The following is a 26006-nucleotide window of genomic DNA, read 5'->3' on the forward strand; positions in this document are numbered from 1 at the left end:
CAGCAGCAGGATGCGGAGTCGTTCACGACGCGGCTCCCTGACGAACTGCCGCACCCGGCGGGCTCCGTACACCTGCCCGCAGGGCAGCAGGCCGACGACGATGTGGCGGGTGGCCGGGCTCGGGGTTGAGGAAGATCGTCGGCAGTCACTGGCGGTCGCGGCGGCCCCCCACCCCGTTACCGAACATGAACGCGAACTGACGGGTAGCTTAAGGATCTTCGCCACCTGTTCCCCATATTGATCATGCCTCTTACGATCACGCCGCAACGATGGTCAAACCTCTCCCAGAGACGCGCGAATCGGAGATCGAAGAGTGGCTTTAGACCGCACCCGCGTCCGCCGGACGACCCCGGCGGACCGGGCCATCGCGGCCGTGCTGTCCGTCGCACTGGCCGTAACCGTCGCGGACATCCCCACGGCGTACGCAGACACCCCCTCACCCCAACCCCCACAGGCGGCCACCCCGCCCGACCCCTCCACCGCTCCGGCCGGGCCCAGCGCGCCCGACGAGAGCTCGGCCAAGCTCACCGCCCGCCTCACCGGCAAGCGGGTCGAGATCGAATCGGCACGTACCGAGGCCTCCTCCACCTACGCCAACCCCGACGGCTCCCTCACCGAGGAGATGTTCGCCGGGCCGGTCAGGGTGCGTGACGGCGCCGGGTGGAAGCCCGTCGATCTCGCGCTCACGGCGGCCGGCGACGGCACGGTGACCCCCAAATCGCACGGCAGGGCGCTGCGCATCGGCGGCGCCGCGAGTAGCGCCAAGCAGGCCGCGGCCGCCGGGACCGACCTGATCAGCGTGGCCGCCGGGGACGCCCGCGTGACCCTGCGCTGGCCGGGCGCGCTCCCGTCACCGCAGGTGTCGGGCCAGAGTGTCACCTACCCCGGCGTGCTGCCCGGCGCCGACCTGACGGTCACGGCGACCAGGACGGGCGCCGAGCAGTTCCTGCTGCTCAAGCAGCGGCCCTCCGCCCCGCTGTCCTACCGGCTCAAGCTGGACGCCCCCGGGCTCACGGTCCGCCAGGCCAAGGACGGCGGCGTCGAACTGGTGGGCAAGGGCGGCAAGGTCGCCGCGACCGTGCCCGCGTCCGTGATGTGGGACGCGCAGGTGAACCAGTCCTCCGGCGAGCACACGCATCGCGCGCCGGTGAAGATGGAGGTGTCGGGCAAGGACCTCGTGCTCACGCCCGACCCGGCCTTCCTGAACGACCCCGCCACCGCCTACCCGGTCACCGTCGACCCGTCGCTCAACGTGAGCGGGGTGTTTGACACGTTCGTGCAGCAGGGCTACAACACCGACAATTCGGCCTCCACCGAACTCAAGCTCGGCAACAACGGCAGCGGGCAGATCGCCAAGTCGTTCATCACCTGGAACACCTCCGGCCTGGCCGGGCGGAAGATCCTTTCCGCCACGCTCAACCTGTGGAACTTCCACTCCTGGTCGTGCACGGCCAAGAACTGGGAGGTGTGGAGCGCCGACCAAGCCTCCACCTCCAGCCGCTACCCGGGCCCCACCATGGCGGCCAAGTACGCCACCTCCAGCCAGACCAAGGGCTTCAGCACCAGCTGCGCCGACGGCTGGGTCACCGCCAACGTCACGTCGCTGGCCCAGTACTGGGCGGACAAGGGCTGGGCCAAGTCCGGCATGGGACTGCGCGCCTCGGACGAGTCCGACCCGTACGGATGGAAGCGGTTCAACTCCGGCAACGCGACCTCGCACACGCCGTACATCGCGGTGACGTACAACGGCAACCCGAGCACGCCGCTGTCCGTCTGGACCAGCCCGAACAGCGAGGTGAACAGCACCTTCTACACCAACTCGGTGACGCCGCGGCTGTTCGCCCACGTCGGCGACGCTGACGGCGGCAACGTGCGCGCCAAGTTCGAGGTGTACGACGGCAGCACGGCGGTCATCACCGGCCTGTACGGCGCCTACGTGGCCTCCGGCGGATTCTCGGATGCCGCGGTCCCGGCCGGCAAGCTGGCCAACGGCCGCACCTACACGCTCAAGGGCTGGGGCAACGACGGCTCGCTGGACTCCCTGCAGTCCCAGTCCCGGCAGTTCACCATCGACACCATACGGCCGCCCGCGCCCAAGCTGACCAGCGGCTCCCACCCGGACTCCGGATGGCACGGCGACGCCGGTGAGGCGGCCTCGTTCACCGCCACGCCGGCCGACTCCGACGTCGCCAAGATCGCTTACCGGCTCGACGACGGTGACACGGCCACGGCGGCCACGACCGGCGCGGCCGTCACGTTCACGGTGACCCCGCAGGCCGCGGGGCCGCACACGCTGACGACGTACGCGCTGGACCGGGCGGGCAACGCCTCGGAGGCGGTGACGTACCGCTTCAACGTCGGGGCGGGCGCGCTGGCCGCACCGGCCGACGGCACGCGTACGGCCCGCCGCACCGAACTGGCGGCGACCGGCCGCGGCGAGTACGACCGGGCGACCTTCCAGTGGCGGCGCGCGTCAACCGACGACTGGGCCGACATCCCCGTCGCGCAGGTGCTCGGCGCCGACGGCAAGCCGCTGACGGCCTGGCCGGTCGCGGCGAAGGTCGCCGACGGCACCGCGACGGTGTCGGGGCTGACCTGGAACCTGGTCGACCAGCTCGGCGGCGACGGCGCCGTCCAGGTCCGCGCCGTGTTCGCCAACGCCTCGGACTCGGCGGGCACGCCGGCCGCCGACGTGGTCGCGGACCGGCAGGCATCGGGTGCCGAGACGCAGAACGTGGGGCCGGGCAGCGTCAACCTGCTGACCGGCGACTTCCGGATGGAGGAGAGCGAGGCCGAGCTGTTCGGCCTGGCGCTGTCGAGGACGATCTCCTCGCGCGACCCGAAGGCCGGCACCAAGATCGCCTCCCAGGCGTCTCCGTTCGGCCCCGAATGGTCGGCCGGCGGCGTCTCGGACGTCGCCGACTCCGAGTACGCGGCGCTACGCGAGACCTCCGCCAGCTCCGTCGAGATCACGCTGGTGGACGGGACGCCCATCCAGTTCACCAAGACCGGCAGCGGCTGGAAGCCGGAGGAGGGCGCCGAGGACCTGGCGCTGACCGCCTCCTACACGCTCAAGGACGCCGACGGCGTGGTCACCACGTTCACCAAGCCCGCGGGCGCGACGTCGTACCTGCCGGCCACGACGACCCCGCCCGGCGCGAACAACATCACCCGCTACGTCTACGAGGCCGCGAGCGGCGCCCAGCGGCTCAAGGCGGTCATCGCGCCCACCAGCGCGCTGTCCGACCCGGGTGCGGACTGCGCGCTGCCCTCGCCCAAGTCCGGCTGCCGGGTGCTGGAGCTCGTCTACGCCACGCAGACCGGCGGCGGCGACTACGCGGGCCGGGTCAAGCAGGTGCTGTTCCACGACTCCGGCACCCCCGTGGCCGTCGCGCAGTACGCCTACGACAGCGCCGGCCGCCTGGCCCAGTCGTGGGACCCGCGCATCGCACCGGCGCTCAAGACGGCCTACGGCTACGACACCGGCGGCCACCTCACCTCGCTCACTCAGCCGGGACAGCTCCCGTGGACGTTCGTCTACGACGCCGACGGCAGGCTGACCAGCGCGGTCAGGCAGGCACTCAAGACGGGCACGGCCGACCAGGCGGAGGGCGAGAACCGCACCTCGATCGTCTACAACGTGCCGCTGGACAAGGCCGCCGGTGGACCGGCCGACCTGCGCCCGCAGCACACCGCGGCCTGGGGGCAGCGCGACAACCCCACCGACGCCACCGCCGTCTTCCCCGGCGACCAGATCCCCGACGGCCGCTCCTGGACCAGGGCCACCGTCACCTACCTCGACGCCAACGGGCGGCAGGTCAACCAGCTCACGCCGGGCGGTCACCTGTCGGCCACCGAGCACGACAAGTTCGGCAACGTCGTGCGCGAGCTGTCGGAGGGCAACCGCGAGCTGGCGCTCGGCACCTCGCCGCGCCTGGCCGAGCTCGGCGTCTCCGGGCTGCCCACGGCCGAACGGGCTGAGCTGCTGTCCAAGCGTTCGACGTACAACGACGACGGCACCCGGGAGCTGGAGACCCTCGGTCCGCTGCACGTCGTGTCGGTGGGCGGCGAGGACGCGGCGGCCAGGGAGCACACCGTCAGCACCTACGACCAGGGGCGTCCCGGCAACGCGCCCACCAAGGACCTGGCGACCAGGACCGAGGTGAGCGCACGCCTGCTGAGCGGCGAGGACCGGGACACGCGGGTGACCGCCACCGAGTACGACTGGGCGCTCGGCAAGCCACTCAAGACCGTCAAGGACCCCGGCGGGCTGAACCTGGTGACAGCCACGTCGTACGACGACGACGGCAACCCCGTTAAGAACGTGCTGCCCAAGGGCAACGACGCGGCCACCATGGTCACCACGTACTACACCGCCTCCGGCAGCGCGCCGTGCGGCGGCAAGCCCGCGTGGGCGGGACTGGTGTGCCGGACGGCGCCCGCCGGGAAGATCACCGGAGGCGGTGACAACCCCGACGAACTGCCCACCGCCATCACCACCTACGACCGCTACGGCAACCCGCTGACGGTCTCCGAGACCGCCAACGGCGTCACCCGCGTCACCAACACCGCCTACGACCAGGCGGGGCGCCAGATCCGCCAGTGGATCACCGGCGGCGTGGGCGAGGCGCTGGGCGCCGTGGCCACGGCGTACGCGCACGACTCCGGCGAGGTGGCCGAGCAGCAGCGCCTGGACGCCGCGGGCAACGTCACCGAGCGGATCGTCCTGGCCTACGACCGGCTCGGCCGGAGGATCTCCTACACCGATGCCGACGCCGGGGTGGTCAAGACCGAGTACGACCTGCTCGACCGGACCACGAAGGTGACCGACTCCGCGCCGTCCACCGTCACCTACGGCTACGACATCGCGACCGAGCCGCGTGGCCTGGCCGTGACAATGACGGACTCGGTGGCGGGCACGTTCACCGCCCGTTACGACGCCGACGGGGAGTTCGCCTCCGGCGACCTGCCCGGGGGCCTGCATGTGAGCGTGACCGACGACGAGACCGGTACCGACGTCTCGCGCTTCTACACCAAGGACGGGCTGGACCAGCCCGTGCTGAGCGAGCAGGTCACCGAGTCGGTGCACGGCCAGTGGGCCGCGGACGCGCGCGGCGACGCCGGGTACGAGCGGGCCTACGGCTACGACAAGGCCGGCCGCCTGACCTCGGCCAGGGAGTCGGCGGGCGGCGTGTGCGCGCTGCGCCGCTACGCCTTCGACGACAACTCCAACCGGACCCGCCTGGCCACCCAGTCTCAGGCGGACACGTGCCCGGAGGCCGACGACGCCGCGGCGACGATCACCTCCTACGCCTACGATTCCGGAGACCGGTTGGTGGGTGACGGCTATCGCTACGACGCGCTCGGCCGTACGACCGCCCTGCCGGGCGGGACCACGTTCGACTACCACGTCAACGACCTGGCCCGCCGGCAGACCGCGGGCGGCCAGACGATGACCTGGGCGCTGGACCCGGCCGACCGGTTCAGGTCCAGCGCCGCCGCGGCGGGCACCGTCGTGAACCACTACGGCTCCGACGGCGACTCGCCGCGCTGGAGCACCGAGCCCGGCGGCCAGGTGCTCAGGAACGTCTCCGGCTTCGACGGCGACCTGGCGGCCGTCACCGGCGCGAACGGCGACATCCGCCTGCAGCTGACCACGCTGCACGGCGACGTCGGCACCGAGTACACGCTCGGCACCGCGACCGCCACCGTCGTGGACGCCGACGAGTACGGGGTGGCGCGCGGTCCGGCCCGCAGATACGGCTGGCTGGGCGGCAAGCAGCGCGCCGCCGACACCCTGGACGGCACCATGCTCATGGGCGTGCGGCTCTACAATCCGTCGCTGGGCCGGTTCCTGCAGCTCGACCCGGTGGAGGGCGGCAGCGCCAACGCCTACGAGTACTGCTCGGGCGACCCGGTCAACTGCACCGACCTGGACGGCAAGTGGGGCTGCGGCTGGTGCCGCAAGCTCCGCCACAAGGCCAGGCACGTCTGGCGCCGGGCCAAGGTCCACTACCGATCGTTCCGGTACGGCTGGAACACCCGCCGGGGCTTTGGCGGTTTCGTCCACCGGTGGGCTAGCAGCGGCCGGCGCTGGGTCAGCCGGGGCTCCTTCATCGTCGGCGTGGGCTTCGGCACCTATGGCTGTCTCCGTAAGCGCACCTTGAGGGGCTGCGCCAACGCGTACTGGCAGAACAGCGCGATCGGCGGCCTCTCCGGTGCGCTGTACGGCATCGGCCGCGGGAGCTGGCGGTGGCGCCACTGGTGGCGCCGGACACACCGGTGACACACATGAGTGAATGAGGCAAAGGCCGCTGAAGATCTACGGAAGTGCCTTTCCAAGCCAGGAAAGGCACTTCCGTTACCGGTGTTCCCCCGGCGGATGGCGCCGGGCCCGGCCGCGTTCGGCGGCCGCGACCCGCTCGCCGGTCGCACGCTCGAGGCGTTCGAGGCGTTCGAGGTCGGAGCGGGCCGATCCTGTCGCTCGTCGGTTTGCGGCTGGTCCGCACACACGCTTGGAATCGACGCGCCTCATCCCCCTCATAGGCTGCCCGAACCCCTCTGGCCGGCCGGGAGAGCGCAGAGCGGTTACGGCGGATCTTGCGCGTCGCTCGCGGGTCAGCCGTCGGTGACCCAGTCCATGTGTTCGATCCAGTGGTCGAACAGTGCCCGATCGCCCTGCACTTCCAGCGTAGAAGCCGCATTCAGCGAGCGACGCCTGCTGAGCACCAGCAGGAGTTCGGCGGCTGGGCCGCGTACCACGACGTCCGCCTCGGCGTGCGTGCGTTCCAGGACGATCATGTCCGCTTCCCGGCGTGCCAGCCACTCCCCGGGTGCGTCGGTCGCGTGGAAATGCAGGGTCTGGCCGCTGCCGCGCATCGCGTCGGCGAAGCCCGGCTTGTTCTCCCAATAGCCGCGAGAGGTCATCGTGTCCAGCCAGTCCTCGGTGGCCGCGACGGCAAGCTCCGGCGCCAGCTCGTACCGCATGCCGAGCGCCGCAGCCGCGTCCGCGCGATGCACGCAAGCCTCGCCGAACAGCCGACGTGACCAGAACGGCACGCCCGCGGTGCCACCCGACGGATCCCACACCGGCGTGTCATCGGCGACCGATGCGAACGCCCGCTTCGCCTCGGCCGCGCCGTCGCTCAGCCAGGCGCGCCACTGACTGGAATCGGTCGGAGCCGGAACGTAGCCGGCGAACGCCCTGCTCGGCTCGGTCATCCGCCCACCCACGAGCATGGCCACCATACGCTGCGTCCCGCCGACATGGTCGACAAGATCGGCCAGCGTCCACTTCGGACATGTCGGCACCGGGGCCACCGCATCCCTGCCGTCCACCCAAGCGGCAAACGTGCTCGTCTGTTCGACAACAGCCCTCAAATACGCGGACGTGTCCATCTGCACCTCCAAGTCGCGGGACATGCGGACTGATTTTCGCCTACGGACATACGCTTGGCCAGGCCACTGATCGGCCATTTTCCGGGCATTGGCGGCAATCAAGGCAGAGGCGGTGTACATGGGACGGACCAGGTCGGCTATCACCGCTCAAGGGAGCGACCCAGCCCTGCTACCACCGAACCGTGATCAAAATTCCGGGCCGAGGTTCGGAGACAGCTTCCAAGAGTCCATCCTGCACTGGCCCAATGGTGACAACACCGCCAGACCCGCACTCGACGAAGCCACTACCAGCAACGACACTCAAAGATCGGTAAGCGCGGCCGCAGCGGGAGCGGGAGCGCGGGCTTGGGTCTGGGCCTGGCGGTAGGAGTCGGTGCCGGTCTCGATGATGTTGCCGCCAAGGTCAGTCCAATCAGCCGGCCCGGCGAAGCGTATTGGGAGGGCGGTCCGAGCGCAGCGAGGGTCCTTCAGGGGGCGGGCGTCAGCCCGCCTGGGAGGACGTCCGGAGCGTAGCGGAGGGCCTTTGCCGGGAGCGCTCGGCCGGGGTAGGTAGAGGACGCGCTCAGGTCGTTGACGATCAAGCTCTCTAAAAGCGGTAGTGGAGTACGACGTTGCCCCGGCGGGAAAGTGCCACGCTCGGCGCGCCCAGGCGGGTCCACCAGCGAAGGACCGGCGGGAACCGGGCGACCTCGGGCTCCCTGGTGCACAGGATCTCCCTGACCAGCTTCAGCTTGGGGTGCCAGCGTTCGGCGTCCCGGGGATCGTCGAGGCCGGAGAACTTGGTGATGTCCCTGACGGCTTTGGTGGCGCCCATGGGAACGTGCTGCTGGGCCCAGACGTGGAAGCTGCCGTAGCCGTTGAAGGCTATCTCCCCGCTGGGGAAGTGGCCGATGAGGCGGCCCACCAAGGAGATCATGTCCTCCATGGAGAGGAACGCGATCACCCCGTCGGCGACGATCACCGCGGGCCGGTCGGTGGGCAGGGTGTCCAGCCACGCGGGGTCGGTCAGGTCGGCGGCGATGCCATGTGGGGTGGCGCGGGCGGGCAGCAGTTGCCGCCGGGCGGCCATGACCTCGGGGAAGTCGATGTCGTACCAGTCGGCCGTGGGCGGTGGGGAGATGCGCAGCGCCCGGCTGTCCAGACCGGCTCCGAGGTCGAGGCCGACCCCGTCGGGGTGGCGGGCGAAGAACCGTTCGGTCACCTCATCCAGCTTCTTGGCCCGGTGCGCGATGTTGATCGCGGCGCTCGGGATGAGGCCGAACTTCTTGTAGTCGTAGCCGGTCTCGCGCACGATCTCGTCGGCCATCTCGTCGCCGAGGATGGGGCGGGTCAACCGGTTGTCGAGGGCCCGGCCGCACAGCGTCAGCCACAGGGTCTCCTGTAGCGGTGTGAGAGCCGGAAGGGTATTTGGGGGCATGGGTCGTCAGTCCTCTTCCCATCGGGTATCGGTCGGTGCGTCTTCTGATCGGTTGTCGGCCGGACCGTCCTCCAAGGTGTCCGCCGGACCGTTTTCCAAGGAGTCCGCGGGACCGTCTTCCAGGCTGTCGCTCTGTGCGCTCGCCCAGCGGGGGTCGGTCAGTGCGTCACCGGCCGCCTTGAGCAGGGAGTCGTCGGCGTACAAGCCATGCGTGTACACCTCGAGCGTCGGCAGCGCGAGCCGCCGCAGGGCCTCGGGACCGAAGGTCTCGTAGCCGAGGGCGCGCGCCAGCGACGGCGCCATGGTGAGCGTCGCGAGGCTGGTCAGCACGCTGAACACGGCCAGCGCCCGCACGTCGGACGACGGGCGCATGGAGCCGTCGGCGATTCCGGCCCGCAGGGTCGCCTCCGTCTCCTCCACCATCGTGGTCACGAACGTGGCGCCGGCGGGCGAGTCGTCCTCGACGGCGCGGCCCATGTACTGGACGTACAGGTGATACTCCGCCGGGTCCGCCAGGTACTCGTTCGCCAAATTCGGCAGGCCGGCGCGTCCCTTGCGGGCCAGCGTCCGCAGGACGTGCTCGTCGCAGACGGCACGCAGCTTGTCCTTGCTGCCGAAGTGGTGGATGACCAGAGCGGCGCTCACCCCCGCCGTGGCGGCGACGGCCCGCAGGTTTGTCTTCTGGAAGCCGTCGCGGGCGAAGTGCGCGATGGCCGCGTTGCGGATCTTGGCCTGGGCGGTCAGATCGGAAGACGCTGAACACATGTTTAGTACTATAAACATGTGTTCAGTCATCGGGCAAGCGGGCATGAGAACGCCCCGCACCTACGCCGGGTGCGGGGCTCCGAAAAACTGCCAAAAGCTTCCGAAGGGCTACTTCTTGGCCTTGTCGGCGCTCGAGTCGGTCGACAGCGCCGCGACGAACGCCTCCTGCGGCACCTCGACCCGCCCGACCATCTTCATCCGCTTCTTGCCTTCCTTCTGCTTCTCCAGCAGCTTGCGCTTACGCGTGATGTCGCCGCCGTAGCACTTGGCGAGGACATCCTTGCGGATGGCGCGGATGTTCTCGCGGGCAATGACGCGGGCGCCGATGGCCGCCTGGATCGGCACCTCGAACTGCTGCCTGGGGATCAGCTCGCGCAGCTTCTTGGCCATGTCGACGCCATAGGCGTAGGCCTTGTCCTTGTGGACGATGGCGCTGAAGGCGTCGACGGCCTCGCCCTGGAGCAGGATGTCGACCTTGACCAGCTCAGACTCCTGCTCCCCGTCGGGCTCGTAGTCGAGCGAGGCGTAGCCCCGGGTGCGCGACTTGAGCTGGTCGAAGAAGTCGAAGATGATCTCGCCGAGAGGCAGCGTGTAGCGGATCTCGACCCGGTCTTCCGACAGGTAGTCCATGCCGCGGAGCTGGCCGCGCCGCCCCTGGCAGATCTCCATGATCACGCCGATGAACTCGGCCGGGGCCAGGATGGTCGACTTGGTCACCGGCTCGAAGACCTGCGAGATCTTGCCGCCGGTGGGGAACTCCGACGGGTTGGTGACGGTCAGCTCTGAGCCGTCCTCCATGACCACCCGGTAGACGACGTTGGGCGCGGTGGAGATCAGCGACAGGCCGAACTCGCGCTCCAGCCGTTCGCGGACGATCTCCATGTGGAGCAGGCCGAGGAAGCCGACGCGGAAGCCGAAGCCGAGCGCGGCCGAGGTCTCCGGCTCGTAGATCAGCGCGGCGTCGTTGAGCTGGAGCTTGTCAAGGGCTTCGCGCAATTCGGGGTATTGGTCGCCGTCGATCGGATAGAGGCCGGAGAACACCATCGGCTTGGGGTGGTCGTAGCCCGCCAGCATCTCGGTGGCGCCCTTGGCGACCGAGGTGACGGTGTCACCGACGCGCGACTGGCGCACGTCCTTGACGCCGGTGATCAGGTAGCCCACCTCGCCGACGCCCAGTCCCAGGTCCGACACCTTGGGCTCGGGCGAGATGACGCCGATCTCCAGCGTCTCGTGGGCGGCTTGGGTGGACATCATCAGGATGCGCTCGCGCTTGCCCAGGTGGCCGTCGAAAACCCGGACGTAGGTGACGACGCCCCGGTAGGTGTCGTAGACCGAGTCGAAGATCAGCGCGCGGGCGGCCGCGTCGGCCTCGCCCACCGGCGCGGGGACGGTCTGCACCACGTGGTCGAGCAGCTCGCGTACGCCCACGCCGGTCTTCCCCGAGACCCTGAGCACGTCGGACGGGTCGCAGCCGATCAGGCCCGCGAGCTCCTCGGCGAACTTCTCCGGCTGCGCGGCGGGCAGGTCGATCTTGTTGAGCACCGGGATGATGTGCAGGTCGTTGTTCATGGCCAGGTAGAGGTTGGCCAGCGTCTGCGCCTCGATGCCCTGGGCGGCGTCGACCAGCAGGATCGCGCCCTCGCACGCCTGCAGCGACCGGGACACCTCGTAGGTGAAGTCGACGTGGCCCGGCGTGTCGATCATGTTGAGGACGTGGCCGTCCCAGGGCAGCCGCACGGCCTGCGACTTGATCGTGATGCCGCGCTCCCGCTCGATGTCCATCCTGTCGAGGTATTGGGCGCGCATGGAGCGGTCGTCGACCACGCCGGTGATCTGCAGCATCCGATCGGCAAGGGTCGACTTGCCGTGGTCGATATGCGCGATGATGCAGAAGTTGCGGATCAACGCGGGGTCGGTCTGGCCAGGCTGAGTGCGCACCGAAGTCCGTTTCGACAGGGTTGAGGTCAAGCGTCTTTCATGGTGACATGCCCGGGTGATTGCCCGAACCGCCATTCGCCGTGGCCTGCGCCTTGTCGCGCTGGCCCTGGCCATCGTCGTCGCGCTGCTCGGCCTCCTCGCCGGCGCGCTCCGCGTTCAGTTTACCGGTGACCCGGCGGCCTGGGCGAAGAGCACGGGTAACGACGCTCTGTGGCTCGGCCACGCCTGGGTCGACGGCCGCCGTACGGAGCAGGACGTGGAGCGCCTCGCGGTACGCCTGCGCGCCACGGGCATCAAGGACCTGTACGTCCACGCGGGCCCGTTCGAGAAGGACGGCCAGCTAAAACCCGATAAATACCCCAACGCCGGAAATTTCGTTCGATGGGGGCGACAGTACCTCCCCGGCGTCCGCATCTCCGCCTGGCTCGGCCAGAAGGTCGACGGCTTCCTCGACCTCGACGACGCCAAGTCCCGTGAGAACGTCCTGGCCGGAGTCGCCGCCATCATGAAGACCGGCTTCGACGGAATCCACTACAACTTCGAGCCGATCGGCGACGGCGACCGCGAGTTCCTCGACCTCCTCGACAGGACCCGCCAGTACACCAAGCTGCTGTCGATCTCGACGCCCCAGATCGAGCCGTACCCCCTGATACGCCTGCCCGCTCGGACGATCCTCGGCCACGACAAATACTGGTCGAGCGGCTACTTCAGGGAGGCCGCCGACCGCGTCGACCAGGTGGCCATCATGACGTACGACTCCTTGACCCCCCTGCAGTCCCTTTACGGCGGTTATGTCGTGCGGCAGGCCACGCTCGCCCTCGACCTGGTCCCGGAGACGAAGCTGGTCCTCGTGGGCGCCCCCGCCTACCACGACCACGGCGTCGGGTGGAGCGACGCCGCCGAGAGTGTGGCCATGGCCGCCCAGGGCGCCAAGCTGGCCCTGACGGAGCACGGCAGGCGGGAGCGGTTCGGCCTGGCCCTGTACGTCGATTTCGCCGCCACGGAGGAGGATTGGCGCGAATACACCACCGAGTGGCTCTCCTGAGGCCGTACACTGGTCCGAGACTCCAATTCCCAGGGTGTTGATTTGAGCTGTCCTCTGGGTTATTGGTAACCTGTTCAACTGCGTGTGGCGCGCCCCTCTCACGAGCCCGCGCGCCCCATCCATCACTCAGACTTTACCGAGGCTTCTTCGTGGCGAACATCAAGTCCCAGATCAAGCGCAACAAGCAGAACGAGAAGGCTCGCCTGCGCAACAAGGCGGTCAAGTCCTCGCTGAAGACGGCCGTGCGCAAGTTCCGCGAGGCCGCCGAGCAGGGCGACGCCCAGCAGGCTGCCGAGCTGCAGCGGGCCGCGGCCCGCCAGCTCGACAAGGCCGTCAGCAAGGGCGTCATCCACAAGAACCAGGCCGCCAACCGCAAGTCGGCGATCGCCAAGCAGGCCGCCTCCCTGGCAGCCAAGTAAGGCCCAGCCAGGCTCGATCAAAGAGCAAGGCGCCAGAGCGCCGCACCTCCACCAAGGGGTGCGGCGTTTTTTTGTGTCACGATTTCGATATCACACCGCCGTCTCGGGTCTGTCACCGTTGCGAAGATCGCCTTGCCCTCCCCCAGTGGAATGCTCAAAGGTTCACTAAACGGGGCAAGGGGGGGCACATGCGGGGGCCGTTGGTCGTCAAACGGGCGTTCAGTGAGCCGTTGCTGTTGCTGGCCGCGTTCGGGTCGATCCTGCTGGCCACCACGACCCTGGTCGCGCTGACCATGTACGCCTCCACCATCGCCGAGGTGGGCGTGCGCCGCACGATGGAGACCGCGCCGCTGGGCCAGGTGGCCGCGACCATCGCCGCGCCCGTCACCGGCCAGACGTTCCCGGCGCTCGACCGGGCGATCCGCGCCGAGCTCGCCAGGGCCTACGCGGGCGCGCCCGCCGCCATCACGACCGCCTTCCGCTCCGACTCCTACGTCCGGCCGGGCCAGGAGAGCCGCAAGACCCCCGAACTGCTCAGGTTCGGCAGCTATGACGGCCTCGACGCCCACGCCAAACTGGTCTCCGGCACCTGGCCAAGCGCCACCGAACCCAAGACGGTCGAAGCCGCCATCTCCCTGTCGGCGGCCACGGCGATCGGCGTCAAGGCGGGTCAGGAGATCACCACCGAAGGCCGCCTCGACCACAAGGCGGTCAACGTCCGCATCACCGGCGTCTTCCAGCTCAACGACCCGTTCGGCGACCGCTGGACCGGCGAGCAGCTGCTCACCAGGGGCGTCGAGACGGGCGAGTACACCACCTACGGCCCGCTGATGGTCTCCCGCGAGACGTTCCTGAGCCGCTTCGCCACGAACGTCAACGCCACCTGGACCGCCGTTCCTGACCTGCGCGCTTTGTCACCGGAGCAGCTGCGGCCGTTCGCCGCCCGGGTGACCGAGCTGCGCGACCGACTCCACGCGAACGGCTGCGCGAGCTGCACCGCCACCAGCCGCCTGCCGGAGATGCTCGCCCAGCTCGGCACCGCCGCCCTGGTCGCCCGCTCCACCATGCTGATCCCGGTCCTGCAGTTGCTGCTGCTGGCGGCGTACGCGCTCATGCTCACCGCCCGCCTGCTCGCCGACCACCGCCGCATGGAGGTGGCGCTGCTGCGCTCGCGCGGCGCGGGCACGCTGCGGTTGGCCGCGCTGGCGGGCGGCGAGGCGCTGCTGGTGGCCCTCCCGTGCGCGATCGTCGCGCCCTTCCTCGGCCCGCCGCTGCTGGCCCTGGTCAATGCGCTGCCCTGGATCAGGGCCTCCGGCGTACGGCTGGCGCCCTCACCCGACCCGGGCACCTTCGCGGTCTCGATCGGCGTGGCCCTGGCCTCGGCCGTACTCCTCATGCTCCCGGCCCTCGCCGGCGCCCGGCGTACCTATGTGGAGGAGCAGTCGGCGCGCGGCCGCGGCGGCGGGCGCGGGCTGATCGAGCGGGCCGGGGCGGACCTGGCGCTGCTGGTGGTGGCGGGGCTGGCCATCTGGCAGCTGCGGCGCTACGGCGCGCCCGTCACCGCGACCGCCGCCGGAGACCTCGGCATCGACCCGCTCATCGTCTCGGGACCGGCCCTGGCGCTGCTCGCCGGCGGCATGCTGGGCCTGCGCCTGGTGCCCCGCGTCTCGAAGCTGGCCGAGCGGATCACCGCCAGGCGGCCCACGCTCGCCCCGGCGCTCGGCGTCTGGCAGGTCAGCCGGCGGCCGCTCAAGTACGCCGGGCCCGCGCTGCTGCTGACCATGGCCATCGCCATCGGCATCGTGTCCATGGCCACGGCCGCCACCTGGCGCGGTTCCCAGCAGGACCAGGCCCGCCATCAGGCCGGGGCCGACCTGCGGATCTCCGGGCCGCCGGACGGCCCCGAGCTGGGCACGTTCGGGCGCGGCACCGCGTTCGCCGCGCTGCCGGGCGTCACGGCGGCCTCGCCCGCCTTCCGCGGCCCGGTCCAGCTCAGCGGCGAGGGCGCGATCCTGCTCGGCCTCGACGCCGGCAAGCTCGACCGGCTCTTCCAGTTGCGGCCCGACCTGTCGGCGCGAGCGGTCACGGAGATGGCGCGGGTGCTCGGCTCGGGCCGGCCGCGAGGTGCCCCACTGGAGCTGCCGGGCCGGCCCACGACGCTCACGTTGCACGCCCGCGCCGACGCCGCGGTGACACTGCGGATCATGGTCTCGGACGCGCTCGGCGTCTGGCGCGAGCTGCCCCTGGGCCTGCTCCATCCGGGCGACAACCAGATCGACCTCGACCTTTCGGAGATCGCCGGGCGGACCGGGAAGATCGCCTACCCGCTGTCGGTCCGCGGCCTGGTCGCCAATCCACCCGAGAGCGGCAGCGCGCAGGTCACGGTGACCGGTCTGAGCGCGGATCGCCCGATCTCGCTCAAGGCGACCGGATCACAGCCGGTCGCGGTCGCCTTCGGCGAGTTGTCGGGCCCGCTGCCCGTGGTGCTCACGACCGATCTGGCCGCCTCGCTCAAGCTCTCGGTGGGCCAGGTGGGCCGGGTCAACCTGGATCGGCGGATCGTCGAGGTCAAGGTCGCGGGCCTGGTCGACCGGATGCCGACGACCGCCGCTGACCAGCCCGCCGTACTGGCCGACTGGGCCACCCTGCAGGCGTACGGCCTGGCGGCGGGAGAGATCCCCAGACCGGCCACCGAATGGTGGCTCGCCGCCCACGACGGCGACGCCGGACCCGCGCTCGCGGCGCTGAAGAAGCGGCCGGAGTGGGACGTCACCGCGGTCGACCAGCGCGAGCTCGCCGAGCGGCTGCGGGACGACCCGCTGGCCAGCGGGCTGCAGGGGGCGCTGATCCTGGGCTTCGCGGCGGCACTGGCGTTCGCCGCGCTCGGCTTCGTGGTGAACGCCACCGTCGCGGCGCGGGAACGGATGGCCGAGTTCACGATCCTGCGGGCGCTCGGGGTGAGCCACCGGCAGGTGTTCGGGCTGCTGGCGGTCGAGCAGGCGTTCGTCATCGGCCTGTCGCTGGTGGCGGGCACGGCGCTGGCGATCGTCGTGGGCGTCCTGGTCGTGCCGCACATCGTGCTCACCGGGCAGGCCGCGGCCGTCACGCCGGACGTGCTGCTCGACATCCCGTGGGCGGCGACCGCGGCCATGCTGGCGCTGGTGGCCGCGGTGCTGCTCGGCATCGTCGCCGTATTGGCCCGGAATCTGCGTGGGCAGCGTCAGGAGGACTTGTGAGGATCCTGCGCCTTGCCCAGGCGTATCTGGGCGCGATGGCCATGCTGTCCCTGCTGACGTTGAGCGCCTGCCTGCTCGTGGCGGGGCTGCCGCGGGTGCTGCAGGGCTCGTACGACGAAGCGCTCCACCAGGCCCTCCAGGAAGCGCCCGCGCAGCAGGCCGACCTGACCGTACAGACCAGGACGCGCGGAGGGCCGGACGACCTGCACGAGCCCGGCCAGTTCGCCTCCAGGGACGCCCGGCTGCGCTCGCTCGTGCCGCCGCAGCTGCGGCCGCTCGTGTCGGCCACCGGCCAGATGAGCGCGAAGACGTACGACACGCCGGTCCACCTGTCGGGCGGGCAGACCTACATCAACCTCGCCTGGCTGTCGGACAGTGAGCGGCGGGTCGAGTGGGTCGACGGCCGGGCGCCGGGCAAGCCGACGACCATGCGCTGGAGCGGGACGGAGATCCCGCTGTTCGAGGTGGGCATCGTGGAGGAGGCCCGCACCACGATGCCGCTGAAGATCGGCGACGTGCGGATCCTCGGTGAGAGCGACTACGCCGCCGTCAAGATCGTGGGCGTGTTCAGGGCGAAGGACCCCGGTGCCCGCTACTGGAGCCACGACACCGACGTCCTGCACGTCACGCAGGTCCAGCCGCCCGGCAAGCTGGAGCTGGAGCGGCGCACGACCGCGCTGATCCCGGCCGCCGGCCTGGCCGCCCTGAGCGGCGCCGACCGCAACCTGATCTACAGCTGGGTCCTGCCGGTCGATCCCACTGCGGCCGCCTCTCTCGACCTGCCAGAGTTGCGTGCCGCCATCGAGGACTACGGGCACGTGGTCACCCTGCAGCCGGCGGGCGCCGACAGCCAGTACCGGCTGGAGACGGAGCTGCCGGGGCTGCTGGACAAGTTCGGGACCGCGCTGGGCACCGCGCAGACCGTGATGTTCCTGGTGCTCGGCGGCCTTCTGGTCGTGGCGCTCGGGGTGCTCGTGCTGGCCGTGCAACTGCTGGCCGAGCGGATCGATCACCCGCTCGCGCTGGCGCGGGCGCGCGGCGGGTCGCTGCGGCAGGTGGCGGGTGCCGGTACGGCGCTCGTGGCGATCGCGGTGGTGCCCGCGGCGCTGGCCGGGTGGGGGCTGGCCTTCCTGGTGCCGGGGCCGGTGCCGTGGCTCGCCCACGCGGGGCCCGCCCTCGTGCCCCTCACCGCCGTCGGCTACGCCGCCGCACGGCTGGCCGTGACGCACCGGACGCCCCTGCACGAGCGCCGCGACGACGTGGCCGCCGCCCGCCCGTCGGCCCGCCGGATCACCCTGGAGGTACTGGTCGTCGGCCTGGCGCTGGCCGGGGCGTACCTGCTGCGCACCCGCGGCCTGACGACCGGCGGCCAGGACCCGTTCCTGCTGCTCGTACCGGTCGCGCTGACGGTCGCCGCCGCGCTGATCACCATCCGCTGCTATCCCCTCCCCCTCAAGCTGCTCGTACGGCTGGCCGCGCGCGGCCGCCTCGCCGTGCCCTTCCTGGGCCTGACCAGGGCGGCCCGGGCCAGATCCGCCAGCGTGCTGCCGGTGCTGATCCTGCTGCCCGCGCTGGCCGTGTCGGTGTTCGGGACGGTGATCTCCGGTGGGCTGGCCAGCACGCAGCGCCTGGCGTCCTGGCAGAGCGTCGGCGCGCCGATCAAGCTGACCTCCCCCGTGGAGCTGCCTCCCGATGCCATCGAGCGGGTGCGCAAGGTGCCCGGCGTACGGCTGCTCGTGCCCGCGCAGACCGCCACCGCGCAGATCGGCTACGGCGGCGAGCGCGCCGAGATCATCGCCGTCGACCTGGCCCAATGGCGGCGACTGCTGGACGGCGCGCCGATCAGCGTGCCCCTCACCGCCTCGGGAGCCGCAGGGATCCCAGTGCTGGTCTCCAGCGAGCTGCGCGGACGCGGCACGTTCGAGATCGCCTGGTATGAGCGGATGAAGGTCACCACAGCCGGCGAGATCGCCTCGCTGCCCGGCTTCTACCCACGCGGCAAGTTCATCGTGCTGCCCTTCGCGACGAACAAGCGGCCCGGCGTCAACACCCTGCTGATCAAGGGCGAGGCGGATCCCGCGGCGCTGCTGGCGGCCACCGGACAGCCCAAGGCCGAGCTGACCTCGCAGGAACAGGCCCTCGCCGCGATCGAGGACGACCCGATGACCGGCACCGTCCAGGACATCCTGCTCATCACCACCGTCGCGCTCGCGGTCTACGCGCTCATCGCCGTGCTGGTGACGCTGGTGATCGGCGCGGCCGACCGGGCCAGGGCGCTGTCGTTCCTGCGCACGCTGGGGCTGTCGGACCGGCAGGCGCGGGGCCTGACCGTGCTGGAGATCCTCCCGCTGATCCTCATCGCCTCGCTCGCCGGGCTCGCGCTCGGCCTCGGCCTGCCCGCGGCGCTCGGACCCGGCATCGACCTGTCCGCCTACGCCGGTGACCTGGCCGTCGGCGACTACTCCGCCGATCCGGTCATGCCGATCGTCCTGGCGGCCGGGCTGACCGCCGTCGCCGTGCTCGGCACCTACGCGCACACCGCCATCAGCCGCCGCCGCAGCCTCGGCGCCGTACTCCGAGTGGGTGACCTCATTTGAGTCCAACGTTGTCCGAGCTTGAAGCCAAGGCCGCCGAGAAGAAGGCCGCGTTCGGCGGGGACGCGCACATCGTGTGCGACAACCTGGTGCGCATCTACAAGACCGAGGGCGTCGAGGTGGTCGCTCTGCAGGGCCTCGACCTGCTCATCCAGGAGGGCGAACTGGTCGCCGTCGTCGGCGCCTCCGGGTCGGGCAAGTCGACGCTCCTGAACGTGCTGTCCGGCCTGGACGTGCCCACGGCGGGCGTGGCCCGGGTGGCGGGGACGGACCTGCTGTCGATGACCGCGAAGGACCGGCTGCGGTACCGGCGCGACATCGTCGGGTTCGTCTGGCAGCAGACCGCGCGCAACCTGCTCCCGTACCTGACCGCCCGCGAGAACGTCGAGTTGCCGATGAAGCTGGCCGGTAAGGCACGCAGGGGACGCGCCGCCGAACTGCTGGACCTGATGGGCGTCGCCTCCTGCGCGGACCGCAAGGTGCCCGAGATGTCCGGCGGCGAGCAGCAGCGGGTCGCCATCGCCGTCGCCCTGGCCAACTCCCCGCAGCTCGTCCTGGCCGACGAGCCCACCGGCGAGCTGGACAGCGAGACCTCGGAGGAGGTGTTCGGGGCGCTGCGCAAGGCCAATGGCGAGCTGGGCGTGACCGTGGTCATCGTGACCCACGACCCGCTGGTGTCGGAGCGCGTCGATCGTACGATCGGCATCCGCGACGGGCGGACCAGCAGCGAGACGCTCCGCCGCGAGGGCGTCGCCGAGGAGTACGCCGTGCTCGACCGCGTGGGGCGGCTGCAATTGCCCCGCGACTTCATGAACGCCCTGGACATGGAACGCCGGGTGCGCCTCGAGCTCGAATCCGACCATATCGGCGTGTGGCCGGCCCGAGAGGAGCCCTCCAATGAGCAGTGAGCCCCTGGTCGTCGTAGAGGGGGTGCGCAAGACCTATCGCACCGGGCCGAAGGAGGTCGTAGCGCTGCGGGAGGTGTCGTTCTCGGCCTACCCCGGCGAGCTGATCGCCATCCGCGGCCGGTCGGGGTCCGGCAAGACGACCCTGCTGAACCAGATCGGCGGGCTCGACCGGCCCGACGCCGGGCGCGTCGTCGTGGCGGGGACCGAGGTGACCTCGATGTCCGAGGACGACCTGCTGGCGTTGCGCCGCGACGTGGTGGGGTTCGTGTTCCAGTCGTTCGGGCTGATCCCGGTGCTGTCGGCGGCCGAGAACGTCGGCGTGCCGATGCGGCTGGCCCGCACCCCGGTCGCGGAACGGGAGGCGCGCGTGCGCGTGCTGCTCTCCCTCGTCGGGCTGGAACAGCACGTCAACCAGCGGCCGTACGAGCTGTCTGGCGGCCAGCGGCAGCGGGTGGCGATCGCCAGGTCGCTGGCCAACCGGCCCCGGCTGCTCGTCGCCGACGAGCCCACCGGACAACTCGATTCACAGACCGGGCGGCAGATCATGGAACTGCTGCGCGCCCTGGTCCGCAGCGAGGGCGTCACCGCGCTCGTCGCCACCCACGATCCGAGCCTCATCACGCTGGCCGACCGGGTGCTGGAGATCAGCGATGGAGTCCTGCGGGAGGCCGCTCCTCTGGAGAGCCGGTCTTTGGAGGCTTGACGGACGTGATCGCGGCCAGGTTCGCCACGGCCACGGCGACCGCTCCCGCCAGCAGCAGCCCGGTCATGCCCACGAAGCCCGCGAGCGGCGCCGCCACCGCCAGCCCGAACGGCCGCGACGCGAACGAGATGAGCTGATCGAAGGCCCGCACCCGCCCCAGCGCGCCCTCGGGGATCTCCTCGGCGACGACGGTCTCCCACAACGGGCTGAGCAGCCCGAGCCCGAACATCGCCACGAAGTACGCCGCCGCGATCAGCACCACGTTCGCCGACACCGCCAGCGCCACCAACGGCAGCAGGTACAGCGCGGCAGCCACCTGGACGACGACCAGCGGCCGGCGAACGGGCAGCCTCGGCACCAGGAACACCCCCGCGACCAGGCCGACCGTGCCGCACTGCACGATGAGCACCCAACTGGCCTCGCCGCCGAGGTGCTTGACCGCGGTCAGCGGGCCGAGGGTGAGGAACAACCCGGCCATGAAATGCCATACGCCGTGGCCGAGCACCGACCTCAGGAACCACGGCCGCGTCCTGACCTCGCGCCATCCCTCGGCCAGGTCCTTGGCGAAGGTGTTCCGGGCTCTCTCGGGCTGCTTGGCCGTACGGACTCCGCCAAGGGTGAGCGCCGAGCAGGCGAACAACGCGGCGGTGAGCAGCGCCGCCCACCCCGGCCCCGCCACCAGTACCACGCCGCCCGACAGGGCGGGCGCGAGCACACTGGACGTGCTGGTGGCCACCCCGATGCGCGCGTTCACGCGCAGCCGATCCGGGCCCGGCACCACGGCCGCGACCAGCCTCGGTACGGCCGGCATGCCGAACGCGATCGCCACGCCCGCCACCGCGGACAACACGGCCAGGTCGAGCACGCGGCCGACGCCCATCAGCAGTTCGATCCCGATGGCGGCCTGGGAGAGGCCGCGGACCAGGTCGGCCACCAGCGCCACCCGCTCAGGACGGAACCGGTCGGCCAGCACCCCGCCGACCGGGAGGAGCAGGAGGAGGGGGATCAATTCGCAGGCCAGGACGAGGCCAAGGGCCTCGGCCGAGCCTGTGGTGCGGAGGACTGCGAGGGTGAGGGTGGTGGGGATCAAGGCGGTGGCCAAGGCGGAGATGGCTCGCCCGAGCAGAAGTCTCATGGGGTTCGACATTAATTCGCTGGCTAATGTTTCGTCAACTAAATACTTGCTGGCTTAGGATTGGTGGGTGGACTCGATGAACGCGGGCGACTCGACGGGCTCGGGCTCCGGCTCCAGCTCCGATTCCGGCTCCAGTGACTCTGTCGATCGGCATCTGGCGCGGTGGCGGGGCAAGGCGCCGTACGACGAGCGGGTGGAGGCGGTCGTGACGCGGATGCACTTCCTCGTCAAGCATCTGCGTCAGACGAAGGAGGCGGCGCTGGCGGAGGTGGGGATGCAGGACTTCGAGTTCGAGACGCTGCATCGGCTGGTGGCCAGTTCGGGCTCCGCGACGCCTTCGGAGCTGGCCGCGGAGCTGATGCTGTCGCCCGCCGGGATGACCGGCCGCCTCGACACGCTGGAGAAGTCTGGCCTGGTACGCCGCCTGCGCAGCACGGACGACCGCCGCCGGGTCGACGTGGAGCTGACTGACCGGGGGCACGAGCTGTGGATGGAGGCCATGCGGATCCGGGGGGAGGTGGAGGCCGCGATGGTCTACGTGCTGGATCCGGCGGAGCAGGCGATCCTGGACGGCCTGCTCAAACGCCTCCTGGTGAACGTGGAATCCACCCGCTGACCCTCAACCGCGGTCGGTCCGGTGCGCCGGGCGCTACTGGTCCGTGCCCGTCAGGTGCTGCGGAGCTCGCGGAAGAAGCTCGTCAGCTCCTCCTGGAGGAGGGCCGGCTCCTCCAGGGGCAGGAAGTGGCCGCCTCTGCCGGGCTCGCTCCAGTGCCGGATGTCCGTGAGGGCACGCTCGGCGAGCGCCCGCGGAAAGTCGGCCATCGACGGCTCGTGGCTCAGCGTGACCGCCGCCGGCACGGTGATGGGCGGCCGGGCGGTGTTGTGCTCGAAGTCGAAGTATTGCCTGAACGAGGTGCCGATCGAGCCCGTGGCCCAGTAGAGGGTGAGGATCGTCAGCAGGGTGTCCCGGTCGAACCGCGTCTCCACCTCGCCGTGACAGTCGCTCCAGTCGCGGTATTTGTCCACGATCCACGCGGCCAGCCCGACCGGCGAGTCCAAAAGCGCGGCGGCGATGGTGTCAGGCCGCGTGCCCATGATGGCGCTGTAGCCGGCGTCACCCTCGTCATAGACGGCTTCCGCGTCGAGGAACGCCTGCTCCTCCGCCGACAACGGCGGAACCTCGAGCGACGCCGGGAACGGCGGATGGATCAGGTGAATCCCGATCACCTGCTCCGGATAGAGCGCCCCCAGCCACCCGGTCGCCGCCCCGCCGATGTCACCGCCGAACGCGCCGTAACGCTCGTAGCCCAGCGCCTCGGTCATCAGCGCGTGCAACGTCCGCGCCATCGCCGCCCTGGTCAGCGGCTCAGCGGGCAGTTCCGAATAGAGGAAGCCGGGCATGGAGGGGATCACCACGTCGAACGCGTCCTCCGGATCGCCCCCGAACCGTCCCGGATCGGCCAGCCGGGTCGCCATCGGCAGCATCTCCATGAAGCTGCTCGGCCACCCGTGGCTCAGCAGCAACGGCATGGGCGCGGGCCCGTTGCCGGGGATCTTCAGGAAGTGCGTGCGCGTGCCGTCGATGTGCGCGATGCCGTGCGACAGAGCGTTCAGCTCGGCCTCACGTGCCCGGAAGTCGAATCCCTCGGCCCAGTAGCCGACCAGGTCACGTAGGTAGCCGGGATCCGCGCCGCCCTGCCACGCCTGTTCCCCTGGCCGCGTGGGGTCGCCGAACCGCGTGTTAAGCAGCCGACTCCGCAGGTCGTCCAGCACGGCGTCCGGCACCTCAATACGAAACGGCGACCAGCTCACATACCCTCCAGCAACCGACAGGAGGCGCACTTCGCCCTCCGACGCTTCGCGACCTTACCGGGGCGCCGGCTACCGGACTATTGGTTATCGGGGCGGGTGGCACCTACCGGGTGAGTGGCGGCTACCGGCCCGTACGGTTGGCGACGATCACTTGCACCGTGTGTTCGAGCGCGTACGCCGGATCGGCGCCGCCGCCCTTGACCTGCTCGTCAGCGTCGGCCACCGCCTGGATGGCGCGGGACAGGCCCTCCGGACCCCAGCCGTTCAGCTGCCGCTTCACGCGGTCGATCTTCCACGGCGGCATGCCCAGGTGGCTCGCCAACTGCCCGCCCCTGAGGTTGCGCGGCGCTCCGCCGACCTTGGCCAGGCCCCTCAGCCCGCCCGCCAGCGCGCTCACCAGCAGCACGGGGGCCACCCCGGTGCCGAGTGCCCAGCGGAGCTGCTCCAGCGCCTCGGCCAGCCGCCCCTCGAGCGCCGAGTCGGCCACGTTGAACCCGGTGACCTCCGCCCGCCCCTTGTGATAGCGGGCCACGGCCGCCGCGTTGATCGTCTTGTCTTCCGTGTCGAACACCAGCTGGTTGCAGGCCGCGGCCAGCTCCCGCAGATCGTTGCCCACGGCCTCGAGCAGCGCCTGCGCGGCGTCGCTCGAAATGCCGCGCCCCGCCCGCTTGATCTCGCCCTTGACGAAGTCGAGCCGCTCACCGGCCTTGGTGACCTTGTTGACGGTGACGACTCGCGCCCCCGCCTTCTTGACCCCGTCGACCAGCGCTTTGCCCTTCACCCCGCCCGGGTGGACCAGGATGAGCACGGTGTCGTCAGAGGGCTGCGCCACGTACTTCAGGACCTCGGCGATGACGTCCTTGACGAGATCCTGCGCGGATCGGATAACCACCACGGAACGATCACCGAACAGCGACGGCGAGGTCAGCTGGGTCAGCTCCCCCAGCGCCACCTTCCCGCCGATGAGATCGTGCACCTCCGCGCCGCCGTCGGCCGCCCGCGCCGCCGCGACCACCTCGCTGACCGCCCGCTCGGCCAGCAGCTCCTCGTCGCCGACGACCAAGGTCACGAGTGCTGGATCTGTTGCCGCCATGTCGTGCAGCATGCCATGCGGCACCGACAAGCGGGTACTCGACGACGGCGGTTCCGATCACGTCGTACTGGACTCTTCTCCCAGACTTCGCAGGTACGCCGCCGCGCGATGCATGCCGCCGTGCTCGGCCCAGCCGAGCGGGGTCGCGTCGTACGCCGTGTCCTTGATCGCCGGGTCGGCGCCGAGCTCGATCAGTGTCCTGGCCGTCTCGACGTCGTCGTTCCAGGCCGCCGCGTGCAGCGGGGTGGACTCATGCAGGTGGTTCACGCCGAAGCCGAGACCGGCGAGCAGGCGTACCGCCGCGGGCTTGCGCTGCTCGGCAGCCCTGATGATCAGGCCGGGGAATCGTTCGAGCGCCCACGCCAGCGGTTCCGGGCCGAATCCGGCCACCGCGTCGGCGTCGGCGCGCATGCAGGCGGCGGTGAACGCCTCCATCTCGTCCAGTACTGCCGAGGCGCCTGCCGCGGCGAGCAGCTCGGCGATCTCGGTATGCCCGTTCAGCAGGGCGAGCTCGTAGGGGGTGCGCCCGCCGTACGCCGGATGCCCGCCCAGGCCGTCCACCTCCGCGCCATGTGCCAGGAGCAGCCGGGCCCGCCGCGGACCGCCCCGCAGCGCGGCGGTGGCCAGTTCGTCGCGCAGCATCTGCTGCGGGGACTGCAGCGTGGGACCCAGCCGGGCATGCCACGGACCGCCCGCGCCTCGGCCCAGGCCGAACTCCAGCAGCAGCTGAAGGTGGGCGGTGTCGTCGGAGCGGGCGCCGCCGAGCCCGAGGTTGTAGAGCGTCTGGCTGTCGTTGGGGTCCGCCCCGGCCTCCAGCAGCAGTCTGGCCAGCGCCAGGCCCTGCGGATGCGGTGGCTGGTGGCCCTCTCCTCCACCGAATGCGCCGGTGAGCACGGTGAACGGCGAGGTCAGCCCGTCCCACAGGAATCCGGCGTTCGGATCGGCGCCATGGTCGAGGAGGAGCCGGGCGGCGGCCACGTACCGGCCGGGAGCATCGAGCCGCGCGTAGGCCAGGTAGAGCAGCGGCTCCCACCCGAAGGGGCCGCCCTGCTCGCGCGCGAGCACCGGATTTTCGGCCAGCACGTCGGCCAGCGCATCGGCCGAACCGGTGGCCGCCATGGTGAAGATGTTCGCGGTGGACAACTGCGGATGCCGGTCCAGCAGCAGGTCGGCGTCCGCGGTCCGGCCCGGGTAGTCCGTGCCATAGGTGAGGCAGGCGAGCCGCAGGAACTCCTCCGGCAACTCTTCCCTCGGCGCGACCCGGTGCGGCGAGCGGGAGTAGCGCTCGACGGTGCCGAGGTGTTCTTTCAGCTTGGGCCAGCTCGCGAAGCCGTACATGCGGGCGGTGACGAGTTGCGCGTCGGCCAGCTTGAGCGCCTCCGGCGGCCGGGGGTGGAACTCGGCGACGAGCCCGAGCGCCTCGGGAACTCCCGCCTTCACGTACTGAAGCAGCGTCTTGGCCTGCTTGCGGAGCCGTTCGAGGCTGGGGTTGTCGGGCAGGCGATGGATGGGCACGAGGGCCTCCTTTCCGTCTGGCCTGGCG

The 26006-nt window shown here is 70.7% G+C and carries 16 protein-coding genes; 8 read left to right on the forward strand and 8 right to left on the reverse strand.

Going from position 1 to position 26006, the window contains the following annotated elements:
• Positions 1–313: 313 nt before the first annotated feature.
• Positions 314–6286, forward strand: a complete 5973-nt coding sequence (locus AB0L53_RS40455) for a DNRLRE domain-containing protein (RefSeq protein ID WP_364006100.1) — start codon at positions 314–316, stop codon at positions 6284–6286.
• Between the two features lie 332 nt (positions 6287–6618).
• Here the strand turns inward: AB0L53_RS40455 and AB0L53_RS40460 are convergent, their stop codons facing one another.
• The 4 genes from AB0L53_RS40460 to lepA form a co-directional block, all read right to left on the reverse strand.
• Positions 6619–7422, reverse strand: coding sequence for a maleylpyruvate isomerase family mycothiol-dependent enzyme (locus tag AB0L53_RS40460; RefSeq protein WP_364006103.1), 804 nt, complete (start codon positions 7420–7422; stop codon positions 6619–6621).
• 562 nt (positions 7423–7984) lie between these two features.
• On the reverse strand, positions 7985–8815 hold the full coding sequence (locus AB0L53_RS40465) for a class I SAM-dependent methyltransferase (protein ID WP_364006106.1): 831 nt from the start codon (positions 8813–8815) through the stop codon (positions 7985–7987).
• A 6-nt stretch (positions 8816–8821) separates the two neighbouring features.
• A complete protein-coding gene (locus tag AB0L53_RS40470; RefSeq protein WP_364006109.1) occupies positions 8822–9580 on the reverse strand; it encodes a TetR family transcriptional regulator in 759 nt (252 codons plus the stop codon).
• A gap of 108 nt (positions 9581–9688) precedes the next feature.
• A complete protein-coding gene (gene lepA / locus AB0L53_RS40475) occupies positions 9689–11518 on the reverse strand; it encodes a translation elongation factor 4 (protein ID WP_364006112.1) in 1830 nt (609 codons plus the stop codon).
• A gap of 55 nt (positions 11519–11573) precedes the next feature.
• Between lepA and AB0L53_RS40480 the strand changes: the two genes are divergently transcribed.
• The 6 genes from AB0L53_RS40480 to AB0L53_RS40505 all read left to right on the forward strand — a co-directional run bounded on the left by AB0L53_RS40480 (position 11574) and on the right by AB0L53_RS40505 (position 20423).
• Positions 11574–12563, forward strand: a complete 990-nt coding sequence (locus tag AB0L53_RS40480; RefSeq protein WP_364006115.1) for a hypothetical protein — start codon at positions 11574–11576, stop codon at positions 12561–12563.
• Positions 12564–12712: 149 nt separating this feature from the next.
• Entirely contained in the window at positions 12713–12982 is a 270-nt protein-coding gene (gene rpsT, locus AB0L53_RS40485; RefSeq protein WP_219527587.1) for a 30S ribosomal protein S20, read from the forward strand.
• Between the two features lie 188 nt (positions 12983–13170).
• Positions 13171–16218 (forward strand): ABC transporter permease, encoded by a 3048-nt coding sequence (locus tag AB0L53_RS40490; RefSeq protein WP_364006118.1) that lies wholly within the window; start codon positions 13171–13173, stop codon positions 16216–16218.
• Positions 16215–18815, forward strand: a complete 2601-nt coding sequence (locus tag AB0L53_RS40495) for an FtsX-like permease family protein (protein WP_364006121.1) — start codon at positions 16215–16217, stop codon at positions 18813–18815. The genes AB0L53_RS40490 and AB0L53_RS40495 overlap by 4 nt, the downstream gene beginning before the upstream one ends.
• A gap of 8 nt (positions 18816–18823) precedes the next feature.
• On the forward strand, positions 18824–19720 hold the full coding sequence (locus tag AB0L53_RS40500) for an ABC transporter ATP-binding protein (protein WP_364006124.1): 897 nt from the start codon (positions 18824–18826) through the stop codon (positions 19718–19720).
• Positions 19710–20423 (forward strand): ABC transporter ATP-binding protein, encoded by a 714-nt coding sequence (locus AB0L53_RS40505; protein ID WP_364006126.1) that lies wholly within the window; start codon positions 19710–19712, stop codon positions 20421–20423. Before AB0L53_RS40500 ends, AB0L53_RS40505 begins: the two co-directional genes overlap by 11 nt.
• Here the strand turns inward: AB0L53_RS40505 and AB0L53_RS40510 are convergent.
• Entirely contained in the window at positions 20365–21558 is a 1194-nt protein-coding gene (locus AB0L53_RS40510) for an MFS transporter (RefSeq protein ID WP_364006129.1), read from the reverse strand. The two genes, AB0L53_RS40505 and AB0L53_RS40510, sit on opposite strands and share 59 nt — an antisense overlap.
• Positions 21559–21634: 76 nt before the next feature.
• On the opposite strand from AB0L53_RS40510, the gene AB0L53_RS40515 reads away from it, so the two are divergent.
• On the forward strand, positions 21635–22174 hold the full coding sequence (locus AB0L53_RS40515) for a MarR family transcriptional regulator (protein ID WP_364006429.1): 540 nt from the start codon (positions 21635–21637) through the stop codon (positions 22172–22174).
• A 50-nt stretch (positions 22175–22224) separates the two neighbouring features.
• Here AB0L53_RS40515 and AB0L53_RS40520 read toward each other — a convergent pair whose 3' ends face one another.
• The 3 genes from AB0L53_RS40520 to AB0L53_RS40530 form a co-directional block, all read right to left on the reverse strand.
• Complete coding sequence (locus tag AB0L53_RS40520; RefSeq protein WP_364006132.1) at positions 22225–23370, reverse strand: epoxide hydrolase family protein; 1146 nt, start codon at positions 23368–23370, stop codon at positions 22225–22227.
• A 121-nt stretch (positions 23371–23491) separates the two neighbouring features.
• Positions 23492–24463, reverse strand: a complete 972-nt coding sequence (holA, locus tag AB0L53_RS40525; protein ID WP_364006135.1) for a DNA polymerase III subunit delta — start codon at positions 24461–24463, stop codon at positions 23492–23494.
• 57 nt (positions 24464–24520) lie between these two features.
• Positions 24521–25978 (reverse strand): ankyrin repeat domain-containing protein, encoded by a 1458-nt coding sequence (locus tag AB0L53_RS40530; protein WP_364006138.1) that lies wholly within the window; start codon positions 25976–25978, stop codon positions 24521–24523.
• Positions 25979–26006 lie beyond the last annotated feature (28 nt).

Source organism: Nonomuraea sp. NPDC052129, assembly GCF_040680095.1.
GTDB lineage: Bacteria > Actinomycetota > Actinomycetes > Streptosporangiales > Streptosporangiaceae > Nonomuraea.

Bases quoted from the DNA above. Each gene is read 5' to 3' on its own strand.
- AB0L53_RS40465 (WP_364006106.1), bottom strand. From the start codon at position 8,815: ATGCCCCCAAATACCCTTCCGGCTCTCACACCGCTACAGGAGACCCTG.
- AB0L53_RS40490 (WP_364006118.1), top strand. From the start codon at position 13,171: ATGCGGGGGCCGTTGGTCGTCAAACGGGCGTTCAGTGAGCCGTTGCTG.
- AB0L53_RS40510 (WP_364006129.1), bottom strand. From the start codon at position 21,558: ATGAGACTTCTGCTCGGGCGAGCCATCTCCGCCTTGGCCACCGCCTTG.
- AB0L53_RS40515 (WP_364006429.1), top strand. From the start codon at position 21,635: ATGAACGCGGGCGACTCGACGGGCTCGGGCTCCGGCTCCAGCTCCGAT.
- holA (WP_364006135.1), bottom strand. From the start codon at position 24,463: ATGGCGGCAACAGATCCAGCACTCGTGACCTTGGTCGTCGGCGACGAG.
- AB0L53_RS40470 (WP_364006109.1), bottom strand. From the start codon at position 9,580: ATGTGTTCAGCGTCTTCCGATCTGACCGCCCAGGCCAAGATCCGCAAC.
- AB0L53_RS40460 (WP_364006103.1), bottom strand. From the start codon at position 7,422: ATGTCCCGCGACTTGGAGGTGCAGATGGACACGTCCGCGTATTTGAGG.
- AB0L53_RS40505 (WP_364006126.1), top strand. From the start codon at position 19,710: ATGAGCAGTGAGCCCCTGGTCGTCGTAGAGGGGGTGCGCAAGACCTAT.